Consider the following 26027-nt stretch of genomic DNA (forward strand, 5'->3'; position numbering starts at 1 on the left):
TATCAGTAGCAAAAACAACTTAACATCGACTAATGACTACTGTCCACCGATCGTTACTGAAGGGAATTCGATTTTAATTAAGATTTTGTAAGAGTTGGAATAATCGTAAAATAGATACTGCCACAAACATCAAAATAGAGGTTTCGGCATCAGTAGACCATGCCTAGCGTATTTCTAAGTTACAAAACTTAGATTTGATCTCAGCCAAACAAGAGTATGTACTCTTGAGACTGGATGTATCTAAGCTACAGGTTCTACACACTTCTTAATAAACCAGCCTTGAGAACGCAAAACGTTCTAATCTAAAAGCTAACTGGGTTAATTTACTGGCAGTTTTGCAGGCAATACTCTCAAGCTGATGAAGCACAGAGACACCGATGTGTCAAGCCTCAAAGCGATCAGATTTAACATATATAACGATTATGATGGGAGTTTTACAAAGCCGATGAGTGTTAAGGCGAGTGGTGGAAGCTCAGTTGCGCGTCCGCAACTATATCAAACCCTAGCTGTAGCGACAATTACCCAAGCCGAGCAGCAAGACCGCTTTTTGGGAAGTGGTGAACTCAATGAACTGGCAAGCTATTTTGCATCTGGTGCAAAGCGGTTAGAAATTTCCCAGACGCTTACGGATAATGCCGAGATTATTGTGTCTCGAGCTGCCAACCGGATTTTTGTTGGTGGTTCGCCAATGGCTTTTTTAGAAAAGCCCAGAGAAGCAGAACTAGTAACTGCTGGTGGTGGTGCTAATGTTCAGCAAGGTATGCAACTAGGAACTGTAACCTACGTTGAAAGTCGTGGTGGATTCCTAGAAAATTTACGATCGATATTTAACTCATCTCCCAGTGGTCCAGTACCCGCAGGTTTCAGACCAATTAACATTGCTCGATATGGCCCAAGCAACATGGCCAAGAGCTTGCGGGATTTATCCTGGTTCTTGCGCTACGCTACTTATGCGATCGTTGCTGGCGACCCCAACATCATAGCGGTGAACACACGGGGTTTGCGGGAAATAATTGAAAATGCCTGCTCTGGTGAAGCAACGCTGGTAGCTTTACAAGAAATCAAAGCCGGATCGCTTTCCTTTTTCCGCAAGGATGCTGAGGCTACAGAAATTGTGTCTCAGTACATGGATGTTTTGTTAACAGAATTCAAAGCAGCCACACCTTCAAATAAAGTCCGTCAACGTCCCTCTAGCGACCAGCAAGGGTTGCAACTGCCGCAAATTTATTTTAATGCAGCAGAACGCCGTCCCAAGTTTGTGATGAAAACTGGGTTGTCAGCTAGCGAAAAAAATGAGGTGGTCAAAGCAGCTTATCGGCAAATCTTTGAGCGCGATATTACCCGTGCTTATAGCTTGTCGATATCCGATCTAGAATCCAAGGTGAAAAATGGCGACATCTCCATGAAGGAGTTTGTTCGTCGTCTAGCTAAATCTCCCCTTTACCAAAAACAGTTTTACCAGCCTTTTATTAACAGCCGAGTCGTCGAACTTGCTTTCCGCCACATTTTAGGACGGGGTCCAAGTAGCCGGGAAGAAGTGCAAAAATACTTCTCGATTATTTCTAATGGTGGTCTGCCAGCCCTGGTAGATGCCTTAGTAGATTCTGCTGAATACGGCGACTATTTTGGTGAAGAAACAGTACCTTACCTCCGGGGTCTTGGTCAAGAAGCACAAGAATGCCGTAACTGGGGGCCGCAGCAAGACCTGTTTAACTACAGTGCGCCTTTCCGCAAAATACCTCAGTTTATTACCACATTTGCTGCTTACGAACAGCCACTACCAGACCAACATCCTTACGGTTCTGGTAATGACCCCTTGGAAATTCAGTTTGGCGCAATTTTCCCGAAAGAAACTCGCAACCCCAGCACCCGTCCAGCTCCTTTTGGCAAGGATACCAAACGCATCCTGATTCACCAAGGGGCAGGGATTAATAACCAAAATAGTAATCCTAACGCGCGGGGTGAAGTTCCTGGTACTCTCGGACCCAAGGTGTTCAAGTTAGACCAACTGCCTGGTACTAGAGGTAAAAAGGCTGCCAAAAATTCTAGCGTCAGATTCTCTGAAAGCTCAACACAAGCTGTCATTAAAGCTGCTTACCTGCAAGTTTTCGGTCGCGATCTTTACGAAGGTCAGCGCCCTAAGGTATTGGAAATCAAGCTGGAAAACGGCGACATCTCTGTACGGGAGTTTATCCGTGCTTTGGCTAAGTCGGATGTATTCCGCAATCTGTACTGGTCATCGCTCTATGTTTGTAAAGCGATCGAGTATATTCACCGCCGCTTGTTGGGTCGTCCGACTTATGGTCGTCAAGAAATCAACAAGTACTTTGATATTGCTTCTAAACAGGGCTTTTACGCCGTCGTTGATGCCATCATTAACAGTGTAGAATACAGCGAAGCATTTGGTGAAGATACAATTCCTTACGAACGGTATCTGACTCCCGGTGGTGTATCAGGGCGGCAATTGCGCGTTGGTAGCATTCGTGAAGATGTTGCTGCAAAAGTTCAGAAGGAAGTAACGCCAAGCTTTGTGACATTGGGTACAGTCACAGAAAAACGGTCAGAACCAGATATTCAGTTCCGTATTAACCAAGGTGTTAGCAAGCAACGCGAACAAACCAAAATCTTCAAACTGGTTTCCAATACCGGTGATAAAGTTGCAGTAAAAACCTTGATTAGCGCTGCCTATCGTCAGATTTTTGAGCGCGATATTGCACCCTACATCGCTAAAAATGAATTTACGGCGTGGGAAAGCAAGCTGGGGAACGGCGAAATCAGCGTGAAGGAATTTATTGAAGGTTTGGGTTACTCTAACCTCTACCTGAAAGAATTCTACACACCCTACCCCAACACCAAAGTGATTGAGTTGGGAACCAAACACTTCTTAGGACGTGCTCCATTAGACCAAGCAGAAATCCGCAAGTATAACCAAATTTTGGCTACTCAAGGGATTCGTGCCTTTATTGGTGCTTTGGTAGATAGTGTGGAATATAACCAGGTATTTGGTGAAGATACGGTTCCTTACCGTCGCTTCCCAACCCTACCTGCGGCAAACTTCCCGAATACCGAGAAGCTGTACAACCAGCTGACCAAGCAAAATGATGACGTAGTTGTGCCTAGCTTTAAACCCGTGCAAGCACGTGTAGGAGTTAGTAACGACACGCCACTTTTGACGCAGGCGATCGCAGATATAGCAACCCAAACTAACGGTATCAACAAAAGCAAGCCCGCTTTTGCTGAACTGGGTCGTTCCTACAACGATGGTAGCGGACAACCCGTAGAAGTGAGTGTGCGTAAACATGCACGCATTTACCGTCTAACAGAAAGCGCAAACCAAGCCGAAACACAACAGGTAATCAACGCCATTTACTGTCAGGTATTGGATGTATTTAGCGGTGAAGTGCCTGATAATTTCCGCCGTACTGAACTAGACAGCAAACTCCAGCATGGTGAAATTTCCGTGCGGGAGTTTGTCTGTGAACTAGCGAGTTCCGAAATCTATCGTCAGCGCTTCTTGTCACCTTATCCTCATGCCAAGGTCATTGAGTTCCTCTTCCGTCACCTGTTGGGGCGTACACCCGCAGATCAGGAAGAAATTCGCCAGTGCAACCAACTGCTAACTGATAGTGGTTTATCGGCTGCTGTAAAAGCAATAGTCGAAAGCCCAGAATATAGCCGCTACTTTGGTGAAGATGTTGTGCCTTACAACCGCTTCTCAATAGGGAATAGGGAATAGGGAATAGGGAATAGGGAATAGGGAATAGGGAATAGGGAATAGGGAATAGGGAATAGGGAATAGGGAATAGGGAATAGGGAATAGGGAATAGGGAATAGGGTGCAGATTATTCACTGTGCCCTGTGCCCTTCCACCTTCGTAACCTTTCGTAATATTGCTCTCAGATTACAGCTAAAACAGGAAATTCTGAAAGACAATATTACAAAGTGTTAAGAGCAGTCATAAATGCTCAACAGAATGCCGGAAAATGTTTTGCGGAAGGTAACTGAGTTTAAAAGCTTGTGTACTTGTGTTGACTCAAGAAAACTCGTAATTAATTAGCCGTAGCAGTTATCAAACTGTTGTGTCTAAAAGAACGAGAGAACAAACTCAGTAAACCAAATTTAGAGTCTCACCAGTTTAATCAAATCCTGGTTTCATTTGTATTGGAGGAATCCATTAATGAGTATCGTCACGAAAGCTATCGTGAATGCTGATGCAGAAGCTCGCTACCTCAGCCCTGGTGAATTGGATCGGATCAAATCCTTTGTTGCCAGTGGTGAACGCCGCGTGCGGATTGCTCAAATTTTGACAGAAAATCGTGAGCGGCTGGTTAAGCAAGCTGGCGATCAATTGTTCCAAAAGCGTCCTGATGTTGTGTCTCCTGGTGGTAACGCTTACGGTCAAGAATTGACTGCTACTTGCCTGCGTGACCTAGATTACTACCTCCGCCTCGTTACCTACGGTATCGTTGCTGGTGATGTTACACCGATTGAAGAAATTGGTGTTATCGGTGCCCGTGAACTGTACAAGTCCTTGGGAACCCCTATTGATGGTGTTGCTGAAGGTATCCGTGGCCTGAAGAATGTAGCTACTACATTGCTGTCTGGTGATGATGCTTCTGAAGCTGGTACCTACTTCGACTACCTAGTTGGTGCCCTGCTATAGGGTGATGCTGTTTCCCTGCCGAAACAGAAGTATTGCAATACGGTTGGAAATAAGGAATTAACAACATGGCTCAAGACGCAATTACCGCTGTCATTAACTCCGCAGATGTTCAAGGTAAATACTTAGACAACTCTGCTTTAGAAAAACTAAAAGGCTACTTCGCTACTGGCGAACTGCGGGTACGTGCTGCTAGCACCATCAGCGCTAACGCTGCTGCGATCGTCAAAGAAGCTGTAGCAAAATCTTTGCTATACTCTGACATCACCCGTCCCGGCGGCAACATGTACACAACCCGCCGTTATGCTGCTTGCATCCGCGATTTGGACTATTACCTCCGCTATGCCACCTACGCGATGTTAGCTGGCGATCCTTCCATTTTGGATGAGCGTGTATTAAATGGCTTGAAGGAAACCTACAACTCTTTAGGAGTTCCTGTTGGTGCTACCGTCCAAGCTATCCAATCCATCAAGGAAGTAACCGCTAGCTTGGTTGGTTCTGATGCTGGTAAGGAAATGGGCGTTTACTTAGACTATATCTCTTCTGGCTTAAGCTAAGAGCTAGTTTGCGCTTAAGAATTTAGGTGCGGCTTTATTAAGGTCTGGAAATCAACCGTGAGTGCTAGAACGTTATATTGCTTATCTTGGTAAATTATCAGTGATGAGTGTTGGTGGTCTAGTATTGATGTTTGATTTCCAGCCTTGGAATCATTAAAAGATTTGCACTCAAGATTTTGAGATAAAAAAAGTTTTCACAAAGTTTACAGGAGATTTTCAAAATATGTCCCGTTTGTTTAAAATTACTGCTCTAGTTCCCAGCCAAACCAGAATTCGTACCCAACGCGAACTGCAAAATACTTACTTTACTAAACTAGTTCCTTATGAGAACTGGTTCCGCGAACAGCAACGCATTCAAAAAGCAGGCGGCAAAATTATCAAAGTAGAACTGGCAACTGGTAAGCAAGGCGCTAATACTGGCTTGTCGTAATTTTGTAAATAGAATATTATTTTAGGGAATTGGTAAGAGGTTGAAAAAGACCTCTTTTTTGTTGAGAATTGATAGTATAAAAAATCTGTTAATTACAGCAATTTTCGATTAAGCCCGCCACAAAAATGAATCGCAAAATAAAGCCCAGTATTGGTTTTGGTACTTTTATTTGTGGCACGTTTAAGTAGGTGGGCGGGGAAAAACCAAAATATGTAAGAATAAGTAAATATGGAGAAAATATTAAAGCAGGTATAAAATGTGGGAGCGCGTCTAAGAGTATTTCTGACCCGTGAAGAAGATCGAACCTTATTTGAGTTGAGGGCAGCAACAACGGTGTCGCAGAAAGTAAAAGATCGAGCCTTAGTAGTCAGATTAAATTCTCAAGGATGGTATATCGAAAAAATAGCAGCCCATTTTAATTGGACAGACCAAACAGTAAGGGAAACGCTTCATAAGTGGGAAAAAAAAGGTTTAGGAGGACTATGGGATGCTCCGGGTAGAGTCGGAATAACAAAGTGGAAAGAAGAGGATATTGTTTATTTAGAAGAATGCCTTAAAGCCGAGCCACGCACATACCACGCACATATAATAGTCGGCAATTAGCAAAAAAGCTGGAGAACGAAAGAAATATTAAGTTGAGTCCCGACAGAATTAGAAGGGTACTCAAAAAAAGGGGATTAACTGGAAAAGAGCCAGAATTAGTCACAGAAAAAAGCAAGATCCTGTAATACGAAAGCTCAAACAGGCAGACCTTGAAATGCTAGAGCTAGCTGCTGCTGGCGAGATAGACCTGAAATATTTAGATGAATCAGGCTTTTGTATGTGGTGTACGCCCGGTTATACATATTACCCAGTAGGAGAACAAAAGCGCTTAGAACAAAGTAAACGACGTGGCAGAAGATTGAGTATTCTTGGCTTGTTTCAACCATTAGTAAGTTTTATTTATGGCTTAGTTATTGGCAGCATAAAGAGTGAATCTTAGATCAATATCATGGAAAATGAGGCTATCCAGGCAGAACAAGAAATCAAGGCTACTGGACGTATAAGAGTCATAGTTCAAGATAATGGTTCCATACATAAATCTCTTGATGTACAAGAATATTGGACTCAGTGGGAACAGATGGGGTTATATATTTTCTTTCTACCTGCATATTGTTCAGAGATGAATAGAATTGAGCTAGAGTGGCAACAACTCAAAAAACATGAAATTTCTGGGCAGATGTTTGATGATGAATTAGACCTAGCTTATGCAGTTATTAATGGGATAGAAGCTAGAGGAGAACGAAATAATTACGGTACAGAACGCTTCAAATTCAACAATCATCTTTCTTCTAACATTGCTTTACATATATTGGTTTTTCCACGCCCACCTACTTAATTGTAATTTGCTGTAAGTCATATAGAAACAAAGTACTCTTAATCAAACTTGTTAGCCTTCTTAAAGTACTTCTTCCACTCACCATCTAGGGCAGCTTCGTACTGAGAACCTAGTTCTTGTCCACTTCCGTACCTAACAAGATTGACTCCCTGCATAGTTGGTAATTTTAGTAGATAGCTATCTTCTAAAGGATTATTAAGACTCACAAACTCATCTAGCCTTATTGATACAGTAGGGCAGTTCCCAAAAAAATGTTGAGTATAGGCATCAGAATAATTATGATATTGAGGAAGTAGAAATTCATTCAAACGGTGTTCAGCAGGTTCAGTCTTGATTACTTCTCCTGCCACAATGAAGCCACGTTTTCCGTTTCCAGTTTTTTTCAAGTAGGCTTTATCTCCAACCTTAATTGATTTGACCTGACCCGCACTCCAAGTGATATAATAGTCCCCTTCATTTTTGATATCATCAAGTGCTTCTTCAATATAGGTAGGAATATTAACATCAATATCTGGATTTGCTAAGAAAATACGTGTTGGCATGATTGTGCTGCACCTAGATTAGTACAAGGGTTATGAATTTACATGAAAAGTATATAATTAGCTTTTATAATTATAGATATCTTTTGTATACTTCCGTACATGTACCCTGTTTCAGATAAATATCCAGAATTTATCAAGATGTTATTTCATTTTGGGTAATAGATGGAAAACTTCTATTTCAGAAAATTGGACTATCGCAAAGTTTATGAATCTACAGCTATGGGTGATAAAAATTAAAAAAGAGGTCTAATACCAGACCTCTTTCTTTTTTGTTGCTTGTATTCCTGAAAATTAAGAGTTGAACATTTCTACAAGGCGATACCCGCGAGTATATAGCGGAACTGGAGCGCCAGAATTCTGTTTTCTCCTGGCTTGTTCACAACTTTCATCAAACACAATTAGCGTTTCTTGACCAACTTTCAGCCAGTCTTCATAAGGCACGCTCATATCTTCTTCAACACCACCAAGACTAGGTGCTACCATTACCCGGTAGGCTTCATTGAATTTCCTCCGAAACCGGAAATCTACAGAAATTCTTAGACCTTCAGTTTTCCTTCTTACTGTTTGGTGCAATCCACGGGCATCATTAAAGTACATCGTGCCATGTTGCAGTTGTGCTTCTGTATAGGAGACAACCATTGGAACATCCCGACCTTCATCGAAGTCTGACATCACTTGCATAGACTGTAGTTCAATCTCGCGGGGCATCTCACCTGCTTCAATGGTTATATTATCGATGTCGCCAAATAGTGGCAGAACTACTACAGTCGCATCAGCAGCAACACCTGCCCAGACATCGCTATGGCATTTTGAGCTAGCGAAGGGCAAACTCAATTTTTTTGCATCAGTTTTACCATAAACCATACGGAGATTTACTGGTAAATCCACTGCATCAATCAGGTCATTTGCTCCTAGTTGGTAAAAAGCGTCAGCTACGCTTTTTTGAAAAAGGTTAAATGTGAGAGTGTGTTCTCGCTTGGGCATCAAAAGACCAGTGCCGGTGTAGTTTGGTAATGTATTTCTTGCTTCTAGTAGTCGTTCAAGCATTTCAGCTTCTGAAAGAATGATGGGACTATTCAGACATGCTGAAATATAACCCGCAGCAGCAATGCGGATCTGCTGGAACAACTCAGGCTTTAATGTGTGTTCAAACAGTAATCGATACTGTCGCCTTGTAGCAATTTTATCAGCAAGCTCATCAAAGAGTCGATCGCCAAGTTGAGAGAATGCGATCGCACGGTCATATTCTACGCGATCGCCCACTACTGACTTGGCTAACAGTTCTTCTAACATAATTTCTTCCAAGGTTATTCTAAATTATTTAAATCACTAATACATCCAAAGCCATTTCGTTTTTAAAACGAATCTGACTATTACAACTTAACAAGATTATTGTCCTTATACTTCGTAAAATATACTGTTTACTTTCTAGTGTTTATCTTGATTTAAAGAGTTTATCTTAACCTTATTAGTAAAGTACATGTAAAGTTAAAGTTTAAGCCTCAACATATTTATATGTAAAGTAGCTATTAACTAAGTATTTTGAAAACTTCATGAAGCCTGATTATATTAATGTTTTTATATTTAAAGAAATTAAGAAGTTAAAAATATTTCAGTTAGATTTTATCTTGAAACCTATCTTTTTTACGCAAAATTAACCATAAAGAAAAAATCAGTAAGATCAACATTAGCATTATTTTAGGTAAAGGTTACAACATATATAGTATTAAATTATTATAAATTCCGATTGATTAAAACCAACATAACTCTAATATAAATAGATAGTTAAAAATGTCAAATAATCACAAAGACGCAACTATAAGCTTATACAATCGCACAGCATCAGACTGGATTAGAGGAGAACCTAGTTCGCTCTCAGACTTTACAGCACGTCCTTTTGTACTAGAACTTTGTGAGCCTGTTCGTGGGTTGCGAGTACTTGATATAGGTTGCGGAGAAGGTTATTGCAGTCGAGAATTACGCCGACGTGGTGCTGCACAAATACATGGAATAGATATTTCCCAAGGCATGATTGAAGCCGCAAAGTTGCAAGAAGTCGAAGATGCTTTGTGTATTAGCTATGAAGTAGGATGTGCTACCAATCTCAAGCAGTTTGATGATGGTGAAATTGACTTAGTTGTTGCAGTATTTCTATTTAACTATTTGACAATTTCCCAGACCCAAGAATGCATTGCAGAAGTTGCACGCATTCTTCGTCCGGGCGGTCGATTTGTATTCAGCGTTCCCCATCCATCTTTTCCATATATGCGGGAGGCAGCATATCCGTTTTATTTTCAAGTTGAGGGTGCAGGCTACTTCAGTAAGCGAGATCAGCAGTTTCCTGGTCGTATTTGGAAACGAGATGGCTCTTGGTTAAATGTCCAATTGATTCACAAAACTCTTGAAGATTACTTTAATGCCCTTAGAATTGCTGGCTTTAATACCATGCCAATTTTACAAGAATTGTGTGTAACTCCAGAACATATCGCAGTAGACGAATCATTTTTTAGCCCCTTACTTGACCAACCACTCCATCTAGCCCTACAAATATCACGATGATACAGACATCTTCTTTACTAATAAATTCCTTCCGTGAAATAACGGTTAATCATCCTCTATGGAGCCATGAATTCCTAATTCGCTGTCGGGCTGGAAATTTATTTTTACCAGACGTACAGATACTAGCTGTTCAGATGTACAAATTCTCCAAACAATTTAATCGGATATTAGCCAGTATCTTATCTTGTTGCGAAGATGAAAGTAGCCAGTTAGTCATCTTAGAAAACCTATTTGACGAAATGGGACAGGGAGATATAACTCAGTCCCACCCAGAATTGTTTCGTCAATTTACCCGCGCCCTTGGTATCGACGACGAAACTTTGGCAGCACTACCCACTGCACCTGAAACTCGTGCCCTGATTGAAACTTACTTGCAGATACCACATAAATATGGCTACTTAGCTGCACTGGGTGCTGTCTGTTATGCTTCCGAAGGGATTGTTAGCTCACTCTACACGCAACTATATAAAGGAATCATTGGTGCTGCTCCCTTACCCAAAGAAGCCCTGATCTTTTTTGAAGTCCATATTGATGTAGATGATAGTCATGCAGCAAAGCTAGCAGCAGTGATTGAACCTCGAATTACCATGAATGAGGAGGATATCAAGGTAAAACTGGCTATTGTAGAAGCTATGGATGCGCGTGTCCAATTTTTTAATGGAATTCAGCGTCAAATCTCTAAATACAGCTTGTATTCTGATTCATGGGTGCATTTTGATGCATTGCTGTAGTATTGTGTCAAGTTTAAATTGATGGGTAAACAAGTTTGTAGTAAGCACTAAAGTCCTTACTACAAATCCTCAAAACTAGCTAGGCAAAGCAACCAGTGAAAATACGGTTGTAACAATAAGGATTTGTAGCATTAAAATACAAACAGTTTTACTTGTTGTTTTGGGATTTTAAATCTAAAATAAAACATTTTCAAACTATAACTACAGAAAATTATGCAATTTAAATAACCTTTTTAAGAAATTAGTTGTCGAGTCTTGGGCAAATTCACAAAGCAAAATTAGGTGCAGTCATCAGGAGGCTTCCATGTACGGTTTAGTGAACAAGGCGATTCAAGACATGGTGTGCAGTCGCTTTGGCGAAGAGACTTGGAAACAAATTAAGCACAAGGCAGAGGTGGACGTAGATGTTTTCCTCAGTATGGAAGGCTATCCCGATTACATCACCCACAAGTTGGTAAAAGCTGCTAGTGTCGTTCTAAGTTTATCTCCCAAACAGATTATGCAAGCCTTTGGAGAATTCTGGGTTCAGTACACAGCCCAAGAAGGCTATGGTGAAATGATGGATATGAGTGGAGATACATTGCCTGAGTTTTTAGAAAACCTCGATAATCTTCATGCTCGTGTAGGAGTTAGCTTTCCTAAACTCCAGCCCCCATCATTTGAATGTACTGATATGGAGGAAAATTCTCTGAGCTTACACTATCGTTCTGATAGAGAAGGGCTGACTCCAATGGTTATTGGTCTAATCCAAGGATTGGGAACAAGGTTTGATACAGAAGTTCATATTACCCAAACTCAGAATCGGGATGAAGGTGCTGAACATGATGAATTTTTAGTGATTTATAAACCAAATTGAGTGTAGCAGCATGGCTCCTCCTCACCTTACGCTTTCACCAGAGTCATTGGCGAAAGCTTTTCCCTTCCACTTTGCATTTACCCGTAATCGTGAAATTGTACAAACTGGTGATGTCTTGGGGCGCATTTGCCCTGAGTCATTAATTGGTAAATTGATTGAGCAGCATTTCCAGATTAATCGTCCAAAGATTCTGACTGATTTTGACGCTATTAGTAAACAGCCTCGTGCCCTATTTATTGTAGAGTTCCTTCATAATGGAATGCAACTCAAAGGTCAAATGATGTATCAACCAGAGGAGGAGGTAATATTTTTTTTAGGTTCTCCCTGGATTACAGATACAACTAGCTTGGCTCCTTTGGGTATCAAGCTCAAAGACTTTGCGATTCACGACCCAATAGTTGATTTTCTGTTTTTACTGCAAGCTCAGAACACTGCTTTGACTGATGCCAAAAAGTTAACAGGCGAACTTAAACAACAAAGGGCACAACTGCGGAGTGCGCTGCAAATTAAGGAAAACCTAGCGGAAATTGCTGAGGCTCAGGCTAAAAGATTGGAAAAATCCCTCCGGGAGCTACAGCAAACTCAAGCCCAATTGGTTCAGGCGGAGAAAATGTCCAGTTTGGGGCAGTTGGTTTCAGGAGTTGCTCACGAAATTAACAACCCTGTTAACTTTATTTACGGAAATTTAAAATATACAAAAGATTATACACAGTGTTTGCTAAAGCTTGTACTTCTTTACCAGCAATTTTATGCCAATCCTGTGCCAGAAATTAAAGAATACATTGAGGAAATCGAGTTAGATTTTTTACTAGATGATTTGCCCAAAATTCTAGATTCGATGCAAGTAGGAGCCGAAAGGATCTCTGAAATTGTCTTGTCTCTGCGGAATTTCTCTCGTCTTGATGAAGCCGGAATGAAAAAGGTTGATATTCACCACGGACTAGATAGTACCTTGCTGATTTTACAGAATCGGTTTAAGAATAGCGTTGAGCATCCTGAGATCAAAGTAGTTAAAAACTATGGAAACTTGCCTTTGGTAGATTGTTACGCCGGCCAACTCAATCAAGTGTTCATGAATATTATCAGTAATGCTATTGATGCACTTGAAAGCCATAACGATAAACGCGCGATCGCAGAAATTCATGCTAGTGCTAATAAAATTACAATTACTACAGAAATCATTGAAACAAACTGTGTTGTCCGAATTGCTGATAACGGTTCAGGAATGACAGAAGCAGTTAAGGAACGACTGTTTGATCCATTTTTCACAACTAAGCCTGTGGGTAAGGGTACAGGACTAGGTTTGTCAATTAGCTATCAAATTGTAGTTGAAAAACATCGGGGAAGACTGAAATGTGTATCAGAACCCGGGCAGGGTACTGAATTTTGGATTGAAATTCCCCTCTCTATGAACACACAAGCAGCTGATTGCGTCAAATCGTTGAGTTATGTTTTATGAATTATGAGAATTAAGAAATGCTTGCAGTGCGAGAGAAGCACTAACCATTTATTTTTTAACTCTCTGAATTCTCAATTATTTTTAAAACTACTGCGTTTAATGTATAAAATATTTTTTAGTTTACGTGTAGTGATGCCATCTCTACGGGATGGTAAGCATAGCTTGTTTCGTCTAAGGGTATGGCATTCATAGCCAACCAAATTTGTCAAAAATATTTAGCTAACAGTGTATTGAAGTTAACAACTCTAAAATTTATAGTTTTAAAGACTACTTATGAGTTATAAGTTATGATTTATGAGTTTTATTTCTAACTCCTAATTCCTAATTTTTTACCTGTACTGCTCGTGAATCTACACCGCCTCATTCCAATTTTTGACAGTTCAGTTTCCAACTGGGCATTAGAAGCGCGGTTGTTGCGCTGGTTAACGTTGATTTGGCTGTTTGTCGGCTTGATAATGCTATTTTCAGCATCCTATCCCGTTGCTGACGCACGTCAAGGTGATGGATTGTACTACTTTAAGCGTCAACTGCTTTGGGTCTTAGTTTCTTTAATCGGATTTAATATTATTGTTAATTTGCCGTTGCAGAAAATTTTGGGAGTATCCCATTGGTTTTTGTTGCTGTTTTTGGCATTAATTTTTGTCACACTGATTCCAGGATTGGGAAAAAAAGCTTTTGATGCAGCCCGTTGGATTGCGATCGGGCCAATTCCTATTCAACCTTCAGAATTAATTAAACCCTTTTTGGTGCTGCAAAGTGCGCGGCTTTTTGGTCAGTGGGAACGTATCAGTTGGCGGGTTCGCTTTGCTTGGTTGGGTATTTTCGGTTTGGTACTTTTAGGAATTCTTGCCCAGCCCAACTTAAGTACAACAGCACTTTGCGGTATGACTATTTGGCTAATTGCTCTCGCGGCTGGCTTACCTTACAAGTACCTAGGAGGAACAGCAATTGGCGGAGTAATGTTGGCGATACTCAGTATTAGCATAAAAGAGTATCAGCGTAAGCGGGTGATGTCATTCCTCAATCCTTGGGCGGATGCTACCGGAGATGGCTACCAGTTGGTGCAAAGTCTACTAGCTGTGGGTTCTGGTAGGACTTGGGGAGCCGGGTTTGGGCTTTCTCAACAAAAACTGTTTTATTTACCCATTCAGGATACCGATTTTATTTTTGCCGTGTTCGCTGAGGAGTTTGGCTTTGTTGGCAGTATGGTGTTGTTGGCACTTTTAGCTACATTCGCCACTCTCGGATTAATTGTGGCGCTGAAGGCTAAAAATATAGTACATCGATTAGTAGCGATTGGCGTGACGATTTTGATGATAGGACAATCACTGCTCCATATTGGTGTGGCTACAGGTTCTCTACCAACTACAGGCTTACCTTTACCCATGTTTAGTTATGGTGGTAATTCTATGATTGCTAGCTTAATAGCTGCTGGGTTGCTGATTCGGGTAGCACGCGAGAGTAATGAAGCTGAGGTAGTACCGTTACGAAAACCCCTGTTTCAAAATGGGCGAAGACATCGGCGTTTTCAGAAAAATAGGAATTGAGCTAGTAGGAAATAGGGCAGGCAACCTTTCACAGCTTATCGAGAATGTGCCTAAGAGCCCCTTACCTTTGAGGTAAAGGGCTCTTAAATGAGTTAGGTAGAATTGGGTTAATGCTAGGTATAGGAGTAGGCACTACTTTTTTGAGGACTGTGATTACAAATCCTTTTTGCTGGGATGGTTGCTTATTAGATATATCATTAACTTGCAGCGTGATTTGAGGTGGGAAGGCTAGATTAACTGGAAACTGCTTTGAGTCACTTAATGCAACTTCATCGCCGTATGGCAGAAGTTTAACTTGAATATTTTCTTTTTCCCCTTCTACTCTCCAACTCAGGGTAGCAGTTTTTCCTTCGTCGAGAACCAGATTTGGTTGCTCACTACCGTTGATTGTGAAAAAAACAATCCTAAATGGTTTTGGTAAAATTTCTATTTTAGATTCAGTCTTTTTAAAACTAGTTTTTTGACTTCCATTAGAAAATGCTTTGATTTGAAAGGCAAACTTTCCTGCTTTATATGCAGGTATAGGAATATTTGTACATCGTAGCTCTTGATTTTGTTGTGTACATAGCTTTTTGAGCTTAGGGTCTGCAAGATTACCTTGATTAATTTTATAAGCAATTGGTTCGCCGTAGGATGTCTCATCATCTGCACTACCACCAATTTGAATTTGTTGCAGCAGTAATGGACGCGCAATAGCCCAACTTAAAAGAATATTTTGACCTTTTGTATACTGTGGTTTATCTGTTTGAAAATTAACAACTTCAGCAATTGGTTTCTCAGCTATTTCTACTTGGGTTGTTTGGGTTACTAGTTGATTAGTTCGAGAAAATAATTGTATGCCATTTTGATAAGAGGCTTGTAACTGAAAAGTGTAATTTCCTTTTGTTTTCACTCCAGTTTTCACGTTACTACAAATAAGGTCTTGTTTTTCTTGTATCTGACAAAGAGGTGTACTTCCCTTACCCAGTGCTTCAGGAATGCCATTGCTAAAGTCATAAATAATAGGCTCAATGGGTTGGGAACCTTTAGCCGTCAGAACCAACTTTTGCAACTGTTTATAGTGGTGAATTTCCCAGTTCAAAGAAACCTCATCACCTTCAGTAATTTGAGAGTCTTTCGCACTAAAATTTTCTAATTTCAAAGGATCGGGATTTAAAATTTGCCAAAGGATGAATCCTATTCCTCCTAATAATCCCAAAATTGCCAAAATTAACAGGAGAAACTGCCACAAAGGACGGGGTTTCCATACCAAGTTGCCTTGAGGCAATGTGTTAGGTAGGGGTAAATTTTTTTGGTCTTTGATGTCGAGTTGAAAGTTAACCACTAGCCCTGCACCAAACCACGGTTTTCGCCACCAAGGTCTGGGTTTGACCGTCAAGTTGACTACAGCACTTCTATTTGGTAATAATCTTATTTCAGTCGGATCAAATTTGTAAGTATATAGTTCTTCTTCGTCTCGACTTTTTAAGCTTAATATCAGTTCGCGGACAATATTACCCTGGTTTGCTAGTGATAATTCATACTTGCCTAGACTACGGCTAACTTGTCCCAAAATTGTATTAAGTTCTATATCTAAGCGATAATTTGTCGGAATTTGAATGTACACCAAGTCTAGCAGTACTAAGTCGGGAGAGTTCTCCGAATACAAGCGGATTGTAGGAGAATAGCTTCCTGCGAGTGTATCCCCAGGTGGGTGAAATTTCAACAAGATTTGACCTTTAGTACCAGGGTTGAGTTCTAGCGCAGTAGCTTCCGACACCAATCCAGAACCCTCGTATCCACTTGCGGGGTAATTAATTGTGAACCAGTCTTCATCTAAGTCGGAACAACTCAAACGGAACCTATCGACAAGATAAGAGCGATTATCAACTATAACCTCTACTTGCAGAGGCTCACTAGGATTGAAAATTAGCGGCTTGTTGGGGTTGGTGTTAGGTCTAATGGAAAATGTCGGGTCATTCACCCGAATTTCAGTCTGTTCTTGTAGCAGAACCTTAATTTGGTTTGGGAAGGTTATGGGTGTATCTTGAGGATAATGTAGAGGTGAATCTACGACTAATGTATAGTCATAGGTTCCGGGAAGAGTGTTTGCGGCAATTTGAAACTCAAATTTTACTTCGTCGCTATTCTGTTGGGAAGCTAATGCTAAACTTTCTCTAGGAGAACTAGACCAACCAGTTAAATTTTGAAATACTTCGTCAAAAACAAAATGTAAGTCAATAACCGCATCTTGGTCTCCTTGATTGATTACAACAACATAGAGTTCAATGGTATCTCCTGGCATTCCAAATTGAATTCCAGGTGGGTTGATAATAACTTGCAGTGGATTGAATTTAGCTTGCATGTCATTGACTCTCTTATTTGATGCGGTGTAGTTTGACTTGAAAATCTTCACCACCACTAACAATCATGGTTCCTTGATTAGTTTTCAAATCGATACTATTGATTTTTTTGGAGCTTTGGTAAATTGTTTTACCTTCTGCTGCCTTTATTTTGTCGAGCTTATGTTCGGGAGTTAAGTACCAAAGCACTACTCGTCCATCATCGCCACCACTTACTAGCAAACCACCATCATCACTAAATGCTAGACTACGCACAGATGTTTTTGATGCTGGCCAGCGATCTATTGGCGAACAATTGAGTTCATTAACTTTTTCCTGCGGATTGGGATTTTTGGGAGTTTGGCACTGATTCAAATTCCAAATCGTAATGAATCCCGCAGAATCGGAGGTTGCTAGGATTTTTTCTGTCGAGTTAGGAACAAAAGCCAATCCCCAAATATAGTCTTCACGCCCAACTAATGGGTCTAGTTTTTCTAGATTTTGCACTGATAAACTTGGGAATTTTTTATCAGATTGAGTTGGGTTCCACTGCCACAAGATAAAACGCTTAAAGTTTCCGGCAATTACTAGAGTTTTGGCATCTGGGCTGAGATTTAATGCCCGGACTTGGAAACCTGATAGTTTCAATATACTTTGTACGTCGATAACTTGCGGTTCTGGCAGAAAATCGCTGTTAGGCGCTGATCTTGACCATACTCTAACTTTACCACTGCCATAGCCACTGAATAAGTTAAGTGAGTTTGAAGTGAAAGCTAAATCAAAGACGCGATCGCCTTTTGCTTTAGAATCTTTAAGGTCTTGAAGTTCGCTAATCTTTAGACCTGATGGTACATCTCTGAGTTCTATTACACCATTATCAAGACCAACGGCAACACGATCATTTTGCAATGGCATGAAGCGTAAGACTTCTACAGCGTCATCGGTAATCGCCATTAGACCTTTGGGCTGTTGCCGTTGATCGCAAGCAACGGGTTGCCCGGCGTATGTTACTGTGTCATCGGGGTTTAAGCTATCAGCAGCAATTCTCCAAAGTCTTAATGTGCAATCATCTGAGCCACTGACAACAGATAAACCAATACCACTAAAACGTACTGAGTTTACAGAACGTGTATGCATTATGTCTCTTGGTTGCAGTACTAATGCTAGAAGTGCAGCTAATAGTGCGATCGCAGCTAGCTGTAGCCACAGAGGTATAATTGGCAGGGTCTCCACTTCTAATGTCTGCGTGGCAGGGTCTGTACTCCCTAAACGTTGGTCGGATAATTCAGATTTAGCCTCTAATAAAAGAGTTTTACCGATTCCTACCCAAGGGCGTTTTGTTTTAACATCAAGGATGACCTTACTTGTCTCTCCTAAATGGAGATTGGCATTTTCAGGAAGCTTTTTGAAAGTACATTTTCGCCAGTCTCTACCCTGTACCTGGACATTAATTTGCTGGTTGAGGTTACTAGCGTTTTTAAATAGTAATTCAAAGGAAGCTGTATCAGATTTCCAGTCAGGCAACCATGCCGATTTACTAGGAATTTTGAGGTGTTTTTGGGTAATGTTAAAGTCTATAAAACCCACTGGTAAGACTTCAATGTTGCCTTCAGCACTGTTTGGATAACCATTATTGCTAACAGCTTCAATAGTAAAAGGGTAATTTTGGCTGGGCGCTTGCACTACAGAAGGAGGTTGACATTGAAATGTGGCTTCTGCTAATCCACCTGGATCTAGAGATAATCGGCGTTCTGCACTACCTGCTAGCCAAGATGGATCAACGCCTGTAAAACGTAGCCCCACATCAGTTGGTTGTTGCCCCAAGTTCCGCACCCGTACTGGTATATCTACTGAATTGCGGGGATAAACTTGAAACTCTCGTACAGGCAATTCGACACTTAAGTGTGTTGGTCTGTTATCTCGTTCGATTTTCAGACGTAGTACAAGTCTGCACTGTTGTGCTAATTGCGGCGAAAAAATATTAACCATCAGGTTGACAGTACCGACAAATCCTGGAATGGGTGTATTGAATATGAAGACTTGAAATATGGTACTGCTGCCTGGTGGTTTAGCTGCTGCCACCTCTGGTTCGAGTTGATACCATCGGTATCCAGTGTTCCGGGTTTCTCCGGCTGCGGTAATCTCTACCTGAAAATTGACAAAGCGATCGCTATCATTATTGACAGTTACCTCAAATGATACAGGAGTATCACCTGGACGAAAAGTTAGGTTTTGAGTAGAAAGGCTGGCATTAATAACACTTTTTTCCATGCTATTATTTATACTATTTTATTATTTTCCATAACTAATACTATTAAAAAATTAATATCTGCGAAAAAGTGACAATCGTTTTTTTGGTTTGATTATTCAAATGTATATATTTAATATTGATTGTGTAATAAATTTCTCAATTGATAAAAGTCATTTTCATAAAAGCTATATAGTATACTCAAATAGAAATTCATCAATTGGATATCTGTCGCAATTCCTAATAAAGCTTAGATAACCCAACTTTATGGGCGAAAAATTGAGTGTTTTTGAAAAAACCACCACAAAACCTGATTTTTAGTACCCATACCAGATATTTATTTAATAACTCAGCAAAAATACATACTTATTATTGCTTTATAAAAGTAGCAACTTGCTATAAATAACTGAATGAGGATCGATAAATACGTAAAATTTTTGGTATAATTTTAACTATTTGTATAAGTAGCTATTTGGGCAAAACTCCTATATAAAGTATTTGCTTTAGTTATTGATATGTGTCCTCAAGCAAATATCTCTCAATTTTTGCTTGGAGGAGGCAAAAAAGGATACTAAATAAATCAGAGGCTACAATCTTCTGCTACTAGAAAAAATATAGTTGTATTTATAGATTGGCTTTTAAAGGGAAACTCAAACTTCCGAAAAACTAATACTTCATATCAAGTTCTAGTGTACCGTTACAATCCAAATATCTCGGAAAATTTATATTTAATAGCTGGTGATTCTTTTTTAGAGTCTCTTTCGTTAGCTTTAAACCTTTAGAAGAGATATAATTATTTGTGGGCAAGATACACTAAATTTTTCCTAAAAAAGGTTAAATTCTTGACTCCATTATCTTATCTTTTCCCTCACCCAAGTGCGAAAGGATTTCAGCAAAGCAATTTCCCCAGATGTTTTACTTTGCTCAATAAATCTGCTTATCTCGCTCACTGATACTATAGGAAAGGCAATACTAAACTTACACTCGACATATTGTCCCTCTATCAACTTATAAAACTTTAAATTTTGCCCATCATATCTCCAAAGTTCAGTTACACCCAACGCTGAATAAATACCCAACTTGTTAACTGAACTGCTGGTAATGTCAATCTCAATTGCTAAGTCAGGCGGCGGGTCTGTTTCTAAATCTAAAGTTTGCTTACCTCTAATAGCTAGTTCATTCTGGATATAATAACAAGTATCTGGTTCTATTCCCCGCTTTGAGATTTTCCGCTTCAATGTTGTTGAACCAGCGCTTATAATTTCAATTCCTAATTCTTCAGCTAAGACTAGAATAAAACGGTCAAATTTAATTTTGGGGTTTTCATGTTCAAAAAGTGGGGTCATAATTTCTAAAATACCGCAGTCATAAGCAAAGCGAGAACCTCTATGCTCACCTGTATCTCTCAGCAAAGCTTCAAAAGTTTCCCAGCTAACGTTGTGTAAGACTGTTCTTTGTTCCGCAATGTTTGACTTTACAAGCATATTACAATACTTTTTCCGTCACGATGTTAGATAAAATCCCGATAATTTTACATATATCATTAATATAATACTGACCCAAGTCTATTTCAAGCACTTGCCCAATCAGCTTGATAAAATTTCAATTAGTTCCAGTCGTGACAATATCATAAATTGTCTGAATGTTATTGCCCACATATTCATTAAAATCCAGATAATTAAATTGTGCCAACTATTAGCAAGATATATTGCTGATATTTGGCACAATCCCTATCGGAATATTTTGTAACTTTAAGCAAGGAAACCTGCAAAAAAGTCGAGGGTTTCTTTCAGTGCTTTGATGAAAATATCAATTTCTTCGCGGGTGTTGTAGAAAGATAGACTTGCTCGTGCGGTTGCAGCAAGACCTAAGTAACGGTGTAATGGTTGAGTACAGTGATGTCCAGAACGGATAGCAACGCCTTCTTGATCTAATAATGTAGATAAGTCGTTAGCGTGGACTTCTCCGGCGGTGAATGACGCAAGTGCAGCTCTACCTTCCTTTTTAGTATTTGGTTTGGGGCCGTAAATTCTAATTTGGGGAATTTGCTCTAATTGTTGGAACAAATAAGCTGTTAATTCTGCTTCGTAGGCGTGAATTTTATCCATACCGATACTGCTAAGATAATCTATTGCAGCACCAAGTGCGATCGCTTCTCCAATTGCAGGTGTACCAGCTTCAAATTTATGCGGTAATTCTGCATAAGTGGAATGGTCTAAATACACCTCTGCAATCATCTCACCACCACCAAAAAATGGTGGCATTGATTCTAATAATTCCAACTTGCCATACAGAAATCCTATCCCAGTTGGAGCGCACATTTTATGACCAGATGCTACCAACCAATCACAATCTATCTTCTGCACATCTACAGGGTAGTGGGGAACACTTTGACAAGCATCAACTAAGAATTTAGCACCATATTTGTGTGCGATCGCACCAATCTCTTCCACTGGATTAATGCAACCCAAAGTATTAGAAATATGCACCACTGACACTAACTTTGTCTTTTCGGAAATCAGCTTTTTAAACTGTTCTAAATCAAAAGTTTCTTCTGGTGTTAATTCTACAAATTTTAATACTGCACCCGTTTTTCGCGCCACCAATTGCCAAGGCACAATATTACTGTGGTGTTCCATCACCGACAGAATAATTTCATCTCCAGGCTGCAAATTATTCATTCCCCAACTGTAAGCTACTAGGTTAATCGCTTCGCTGGCGTTGCGGGTGTAGACGATTTCTTGACGGGATGCAGCATTGATGAATTTGGCAACTTTATCTCTAGCACCTTCATAAGCATCGGTAGCTTTGGCGCTCAGGGAATGGGCACCTCGATGCACGTTAGCATTATAGTGTTCGTAATAATCCCGTAGGGTATTTAATACGAATAAAGGCTTTTGCGATGTCGCCGCATTATCGAGATAAACCAGGGGTTTCCCGTTGACTTCCTGATGCAATATCGGGAAGTCAGCGCGAACTTTATCAGCAAGGGTTTTGGTAGAGGTGAAAGTCATTAGTAGATTAGTTATTACTCATTAGTCAGGGACTTGAGATTATTGACTGTGTTTAAAAGGATTTCTCGCAGAGAGGGAACTGGTATTTCGTTGATAACTTCAGCAGCGAAGGCGTTGATTAACAACTTCCGAGCATCGTTTTCATCAATTCCCCGGCTTTGCAGATAGAATATTTCATCATCTTCCAATTGGCTAACGGTAGCACCGTGAGCGCACTTTACATTATCCGCAGTGATTTCCAATTGGGGTTTGGTATCAACTCTGGCTTTCGATGATAGTAGCAAATTGCGATTCAACTGGGCTGCATTTGTCAACTGCGCTGGTTTGGGTACAAAAACTTTACCATTGAACACCGCATGAGCGCGATCGCCTACAATACATTTATGCAATTGATCGCTTGTACCGTGAGGATAGTTAAGTGCGATCACACTGTGAGTATCAGCTAACTGCTTACCAGAAATTATCGTCAAACCATTGAGAGTAGTTTGTGTCTGCTCACCAGTTTGCAAAATTTCCAAATTGTGCCGCGACAACTTTGCACCCAAAGTTATGGCATGACAAGTATATCGACTATCACGGGACTGTGCGATCGCAGTTTTCCCAATATGAAAAGCCTCTGCACCTTCTTGCTCAATCCTAGTGTGACTCACCTCGGCATTGTCACCAACCCAAACTTCCGTAACCGCGTTAGTTAAGTAAACTTCTTCCTTCGCGTCTTCGCGGTTCGTATACTCCTCAACCAACGTCACCTGGGAACCACTTTCCGCCACTACCAAACAACGAGGCTGCGAAATCGTCGCCGTCTCACCCACAACCGAAATAAACACCAAATGAATTGGCGTTTCAACTACCACATTCTTCTTCACCCACACCACAGCTGCATCAGTTATCCCAGACGTATTGAGAGCAGTAAAAACCTCCTGCGCTCCCTCAGCTTGAGCTAAATACTGCTGCACAGCTTGCTGCTCAACCACAGACAAACCAGCCAAATTACTCACCACAATTCCAGATGGCAAATCTAAAACTGCTGATAACTCCGGTGCAAAAACGCCATTCACAAATACCAAACGACTAGTAGCCGCTTCTGGCAAAATATCAAATTGTAGAGACGCGAATTTTCGCATCTCTACATTATTAAATTGCACCTTTCGTAGAGACGACAAATCAGTAAATCGCCATTCTTCCTCGCGGGTGGTGGGAATAGTCGAGTGGCGTACCCAACTAGTAGCACCTTCACGTAATTCCTGTAACCATCCCTCTGTTTTAGGTGCAGTTACCTGATTTAACAATTCAGTTAGATAGGTATCTTTATCTAAGATTGATGTCAAACTGACTGTATTTGAATTAGGTATTGCACTAGGAGATACTTGAATACTCATTACACACCCACCTCAGCCGCTGCAAATTCTTCTAGCACCCAGTCATAACCGCGAGACTCTAATTCCAGCGCCAGTTCCTTACCACCACTCGTAATAATCCGCCCCTGTGCCATCACATGGACAAAATCAGGCACAATATAATCGAGTAATCGCTGATAGTGAGTAATCAAAATTGTCGAATTGTCTGGACTTGCCAGTTGATTTACCCCATTCGCCACAATTCTGAGTGCGTCAATATCCAAACCCGAATCAGTTTCATCCAAAATTCCTAACTTTGGTTCCAGCAACGCCATTTGCAGAATTTCATTCCGCTTCTTCTCACCACCAGAAAATCCTTCATTCAAACTCCGACTGAGAAAACTGGGATTCATCTTCACCACATCCAGCTTTTCCTCAATTAAATCGTCAAAATCAAAAGCGTCTATTTCCTCTAAACCTTGCGCCTTGCGACGAGAATTGTACGCCACCCGCAAGAAATCCAAATTGCTCACACCCGGAATTTCTAACGGATACTGAAACGCCAAAAACACACCACTTCTAGCGCGTTCCTCCGGTTCCAATTCCAGCAAATTTTGCCCCTGGAAAATCACTTCACCGCCAGTCACCTCATACGCCGGATGCCCAGCCAACACCTTAGAAAAGGTACTCTTACCAGAACCATTCGGCCCCATGATCGCATGAATTTCACCCGATCGCACATCCAGATTCACACCTTTCAAAATCGGTGTTCCATCAACATTAGCCGTCAGATTCCGTACCGACAGCACAACTTCACTATTTTCAATCATCATCTTCTCTCCCTTCTCTCTTCGCGCCCTTTGCGCCCTTTGCGGTTCGTTACTCTTCCAAAAGATAAACACAGAACGCCGATGTCCCTGTGTTTATCCTTGCTTCCATTTATCCAACACTGCCTTCCAACTTCAAACTCAACAACTTATCAGCTTCCACAGCAAACTCCATCGGTAGCTGATTGAAAACATCCTTACAGAAGCCGCTAATCATCATTGAAATCGCATCTTCTGAAGAAATACCCCGTTGAGCAAAGTAAAATAACTGATCTTCCCCAATCTTAGAAGTAGAAGCTTCATGCTCCACTTTCGCAGTGTTATTTTGCACTTGGATATAAGGGAAAGTATTCGCATGGGCATTATCCCCAATCAGCATTGAATCACACTGAGAATAATTTCTCGCCCCCTTAGCTGTCGGATTAACTTTCACCAAACCCCGGTAACTATTACTAGAATTACCTGCGGAGATTCCTTTAGAAATAATTGTACTGCGGGTATTCTTACCTACGTGAATCATCTTACTACCCGTATCAGCTTGCTGCTGATGATTTGTCAGCGCCACCGAGTAAAACTCACCCACAGAGTTATCACCCACCAGCACACAGCTAGGATATTTCCAAGTAATTGCTGAACCTGTTTCTACTTGAGTCCAGGAAATCTTGGAATTTACGCCCTGACACAAACCGCGTTTGGTGACAAAGTTGTAAATACCGCCCTTACCATTGGCATCGCCAGCGTACCAATTTTGGACGGTGGAGTATTTAATTTCGGCGTTGTCGAGGGCGACTAGTTCTACAACGGCGGCGTGCAACTGGTTGCTGTCATACATCGGTGCGGTGCAACCTTCGAGGTAAGAAACATAACTACCTTCTTCGGCGACAATCAAAGTCCGCTCAAATTGTCCCGTATCACCAGAGTTGATGCGGAAGTAGGTAGACAGTTCCATTGGGCATTTTACGCCTTTAGGAATATAGACAAAAGAACCATCGCTAAATACAGCAGCGTTCAAGGCGGCAAAATAATTGTCAGCGATAGGAACAACGCTACCTAAATATTTTTTGATCAGTTCTGGATGTTCTTGCAACGCTTCCGAAAACGAACAGAAAATAACACCATCTTCCGCTAACTTTTCTTTAAATGTAGTGGCGACAGAAACGCTATCGAAAATTGCATCAACGGCGACATTTGCCAGTCGCTTCTGTTCAGATAGGGAAATACCTAACTTTTCAAAGGTTTCTAAAAGGGTTGGATCGACTTCATCCAGGCTGTTGAGCTTTTCTTTCTTACGTTTTGGCGCTGAATAGTAAATGATATCCTGATAATTTATTGGCGGATACTTGACATTCGGCCAAGTTGGTTCCGTCATTTTTTGCCACTGGCGATAAGCTCTGAGGCGAAAGTCCAGCATGAACTGCGGCTCGTTCTTCTTAGAGGAGATCAAGCGGATAACGTCCTCGTCTAGTCCACGCGGAATAGTGTCGGCTTCAATATCGGTGACAAAGCCGTACTTGTAGGGTTGGTTGACTAAGGTTTTGACAGTGGCACTCATCAGTAATAA

Annotated in this window: 17 protein-coding genes and 2 pseudogenes; 10 read left to right on the forward strand and 9 right to left on the reverse strand. The window is 40.8% G+C overall.

All coding sequences use genetic code 11. The features are described 5' to 3' along the window. Positions 1–445: 445 nt before the first annotated feature. From FBB35_RS30900 to FBB35_RS30920, 5 genes and pseudogenes are all read left to right on the forward strand, one after another. Positions 446–3715, forward strand: a pseudogene (locus FBB35_RS30900) (phycobilisome rod-core linker polypeptide); the annotation flags it as partial. Between the two features lie 462 nt (positions 3716–4177). Further along, positions 4178–4663 (forward strand): allophycocyanin subunit alpha, encoded by a 486-nt coding sequence (gene apcA, locus FBB35_RS30905; RefSeq protein WP_012411145.1) that lies wholly within the window; start codon positions 4178–4180, stop codon positions 4661–4663. 65 nt (positions 4664–4728) lie between these two features. After that, positions 4729–5217 carry an allophycocyanin subunit beta gene (apcB, locus tag FBB35_RS30910; protein ID WP_174712797.1) on the forward strand — a complete coding sequence of 163 codons (489 nt, stop codon included), beginning with the start codon at positions 4729–4731 and terminating at the stop codon, positions 5215–5217. 223 nt (positions 5218–5440) lie between these two features. Then, the gene (locus FBB35_RS30915; protein ID WP_012411143.1) at positions 5441–5647 is read left to right on the forward strand and encodes a phycobilisome linker polypeptide; all 207 of its coding nucleotides are present in this window, start codon (positions 5441–5443) and stop codon (positions 5645–5647) included. 258 nt (positions 5648–5905) lie between these two features. Next, positions 5906–7025, forward strand: a pseudogene (locus tag FBB35_RS30920) (IS630 family transposase). A 38-nt stretch (positions 7026–7063) separates the two neighbouring features. Here FBB35_RS30920 and FBB35_RS30925 read toward each other — a convergent pair. Together FBB35_RS30925 and FBB35_RS30930 are read right to left on the reverse strand one after the other, a co-directional pair. Next, positions 7064–7567 carry a hypothetical protein gene (locus FBB35_RS30925; protein WP_174712798.1) on the reverse strand — a complete coding sequence of 168 codons (504 nt, stop codon included), beginning with the start codon at positions 7565–7567 and terminating at the stop codon, positions 7064–7066. Positions 7568–7858: 291 nt separating this feature from the next. Beyond that, complete coding sequence (locus FBB35_RS30930; protein WP_174712799.1) at positions 7859–8860, reverse strand: hypothetical protein; 1002 nt, start codon at positions 8858–8860, stop codon at positions 7859–7861. Positions 8861–9358: 498 nt separating this feature from the next. Between FBB35_RS30930 and FBB35_RS30935 the strand changes: the two genes are divergently transcribed. The 5 genes from FBB35_RS30935 to FBB35_RS30955 all read left to right on the forward strand — a co-directional run bounded on the left by FBB35_RS30935 (position 9359) and on the right by FBB35_RS30955 (position 14719). Further along, complete coding sequence (locus FBB35_RS30935; protein ID WP_174712800.1) at positions 9359–10126, forward strand: class I SAM-dependent methyltransferase; 768 nt, start codon at positions 9359–9361, stop codon at positions 10124–10126. Next, positions 10123–10857 (forward strand): TenA family transcriptional regulator, encoded by a 735-nt coding sequence (locus tag FBB35_RS30940; RefSeq protein WP_174712801.1) that lies wholly within the window; start codon positions 10123–10125, stop codon positions 10855–10857. The genes FBB35_RS30935 and FBB35_RS30940 overlap by 4 nt, the downstream gene beginning before the upstream one ends. A 304-nt stretch (positions 10858–11161) precedes the next feature. Next, a complete protein-coding gene (locus tag FBB35_RS30945) occupies positions 11162–11713 on the forward strand; it encodes a heme NO-binding domain-containing protein (protein ID WP_174712802.1) in 552 nt (183 codons plus the stop codon). 10 nt (positions 11714–11723) lie between these two features. Then, on the forward strand, positions 11724–13172 hold the full coding sequence (locus tag FBB35_RS30950) for a sensor histidine kinase (protein WP_174712803.1): 1449 nt from the start codon (positions 11724–11726) through the stop codon (positions 13170–13172). A gap of 344 nt (positions 13173–13516) precedes the next feature. Continuing rightward, entirely contained in the window at positions 13517–14719 is a 1203-nt protein-coding gene (locus FBB35_RS30955) for an FtsW/RodA/SpoVE family cell cycle protein (RefSeq protein ID WP_174712804.1), read from the forward strand. 61 nt (positions 14720–14780) lie between these two features. On the opposite strand, the gene FBB35_RS30960 is transcribed toward FBB35_RS30955, so the two are convergent. The 7 genes from FBB35_RS30960 to sufB all read right to left on the reverse strand — a co-directional run bounded on the left by FBB35_RS30960 (position 14781) and on the right by sufB (position 26018). Further along, positions 14781–17063, reverse strand: a complete 2283-nt coding sequence (locus tag FBB35_RS30960; protein WP_174712805.1) for a hypothetical protein — start codon at positions 17061–17063, stop codon at positions 14781–14783. 13 nt (positions 17064–17076) lie between these two features. Then, positions 17077–19311: a hypothetical protein gene (locus FBB35_RS30965; RefSeq protein ID WP_174712806.1), complete on the reverse strand. Its 2235-nt coding sequence runs from the start codon at positions 19309–19311 to the stop codon at positions 17077–17079. A gap of 828 nt (positions 19312–20139) precedes the next feature. Beyond that, positions 20140–20772 (reverse strand): Uma2 family endonuclease, encoded by a 633-nt coding sequence (locus FBB35_RS30970; protein WP_174712807.1) that lies wholly within the window; start codon positions 20770–20772, stop codon positions 20140–20142. A gap of 267 nt (positions 20773–21039) precedes the next feature. Further along, complete coding sequence (locus FBB35_RS30975) at positions 21040–22302, reverse strand: cysteine desulfurase (RefSeq protein WP_174712808.1); 1263 nt, start codon at positions 22300–22302, stop codon at positions 21040–21042. Positions 22303–22316: 14 nt separating this feature from the next. Then, on the reverse strand, positions 22317–23681 hold the full coding sequence (gene sufD, locus FBB35_RS30980; protein ID WP_174712809.1) for a Fe-S cluster assembly protein SufD: 1365 nt from the start codon (positions 23679–23681) through the stop codon (positions 22317–22319). Beyond that, the gene (gene sufC / locus FBB35_RS30985; RefSeq protein WP_174712810.1) at positions 23681–24472 is read right to left on the reverse strand and encodes a Fe-S cluster assembly ATPase SufC; all 792 of its coding nucleotides are present in this window, start codon (positions 24470–24472) and stop codon (positions 23681–23683) included. The genes sufD and sufC overlap by 1 nt, the downstream gene beginning before the upstream one ends. Before the next feature lie 106 nt (positions 24473–24578). Beyond that, a complete protein-coding gene (gene sufB, locus FBB35_RS30990; RefSeq protein WP_174712811.1) occupies positions 24579–26018 on the reverse strand; it encodes a Fe-S cluster assembly protein SufB in 1440 nt (479 codons plus the stop codon). Positions 26019–26027 lie beyond the last annotated feature (9 nt).

It is taken from the genome of Nostoc sp. TCL240-02, from assembly GCF_013343235.1.
GTDB lineage: Bacteria > Cyanobacteriota > Cyanobacteriia > Cyanobacteriales > Nostocaceae > Nostoc.

What these genes read in the sequence shown, in the direction of transcription:
- apcA (WP_012411145.1), top strand. Translation starts at nt 4,178, where the DNA reads ATGAGTATCGTCACGAAAGCTATCGTGAATGCTGATGCAGAAGCTCGC.
- apcB (WP_174712797.1), top strand. Translation starts at nt 4,729, where the DNA reads ATGGCTCAAGACGCAATTACCGCTGTCATTAACTCCGCAGATGTTCAA.
- FBB35_RS30915 (WP_012411143.1), top strand. Translation starts at nt 5,441, where the DNA reads ATGTCCCGTTTGTTTAAAATTACTGCTCTAGTTCCCAGCCAAACCAGA.
- FBB35_RS30925 (WP_174712798.1), bottom strand. Translation starts at nt 7,567, where the DNA reads ATGCCAACACGTATTTTCTTAGCAAATCCAGATATTGATGTTAATATT.
- FBB35_RS30930 (WP_174712799.1), bottom strand. Translation starts at nt 8,860, where the DNA reads ATGTTAGAAGAACTGTTAGCCAAGTCAGTAGTGGGCGATCGCGTAGAA.
- FBB35_RS30935 (WP_174712800.1), top strand. Translation starts at nt 9,359, where the DNA reads ATGTCAAATAATCACAAAGACGCAACTATAAGCTTATACAATCGCACA.
- FBB35_RS30940 (WP_174712801.1), top strand. Translation starts at nt 10,123, where the DNA reads ATGATACAGACATCTTCTTTACTAATAAATTCCTTCCGTGAAATAACG.
- FBB35_RS30945 (WP_174712802.1), top strand. Translation starts at nt 11,162, where the DNA reads ATGTACGGTTTAGTGAACAAGGCGATTCAAGACATGGTGTGCAGTCGC.
- FBB35_RS30950 (WP_174712803.1), top strand. Translation starts at nt 11,724, where the DNA reads ATGGCTCCTCCTCACCTTACGCTTTCACCAGAGTCATTGGCGAAAGCT.
- FBB35_RS30960 (WP_174712805.1), bottom strand. Translation starts at nt 17,063, where the DNA reads ATGCAAGCTAAATTCAATCCACTGCAAGTTATTATCAACCCACCTGGA.
- FBB35_RS30965 (WP_174712806.1), bottom strand. Translation starts at nt 19,311, where the DNA reads ATGGAAAAAAGTGTTATTAATGCCAGCCTTTCTACTCAAAACCTAACT.
- FBB35_RS30970 (WP_174712807.1), bottom strand. Translation starts at nt 20,772, where the DNA reads ATGCTTGTAAAGTCAAACATTGCGGAACAAAGAACAGTCTTACACAAC.
- FBB35_RS30975 (WP_174712808.1), bottom strand. Translation starts at nt 22,302, where the DNA reads ATGACTTTCACCTCTACCAAAACCCTTGCTGATAAAGTTCGCGCTGAC.
- sufD (WP_174712809.1), bottom strand. Translation starts at nt 23,681, where the DNA reads ATGAGTATTCAAGTATCTCCTAGTGCAATACCTAATTCAAATACAGTC.
- sufC (WP_174712810.1), bottom strand. Translation starts at nt 24,472, where the DNA reads ATGATGATTGAAAATAGTGAAGTTGTGCTGTCGGTACGGAATCTGACG.
- sufB (WP_174712811.1), bottom strand. Translation starts at nt 26,018, where the DNA reads ATGAGTGCCACTGTCAAAACCTTAGTCAACCAACCCTACAAGTACGGC.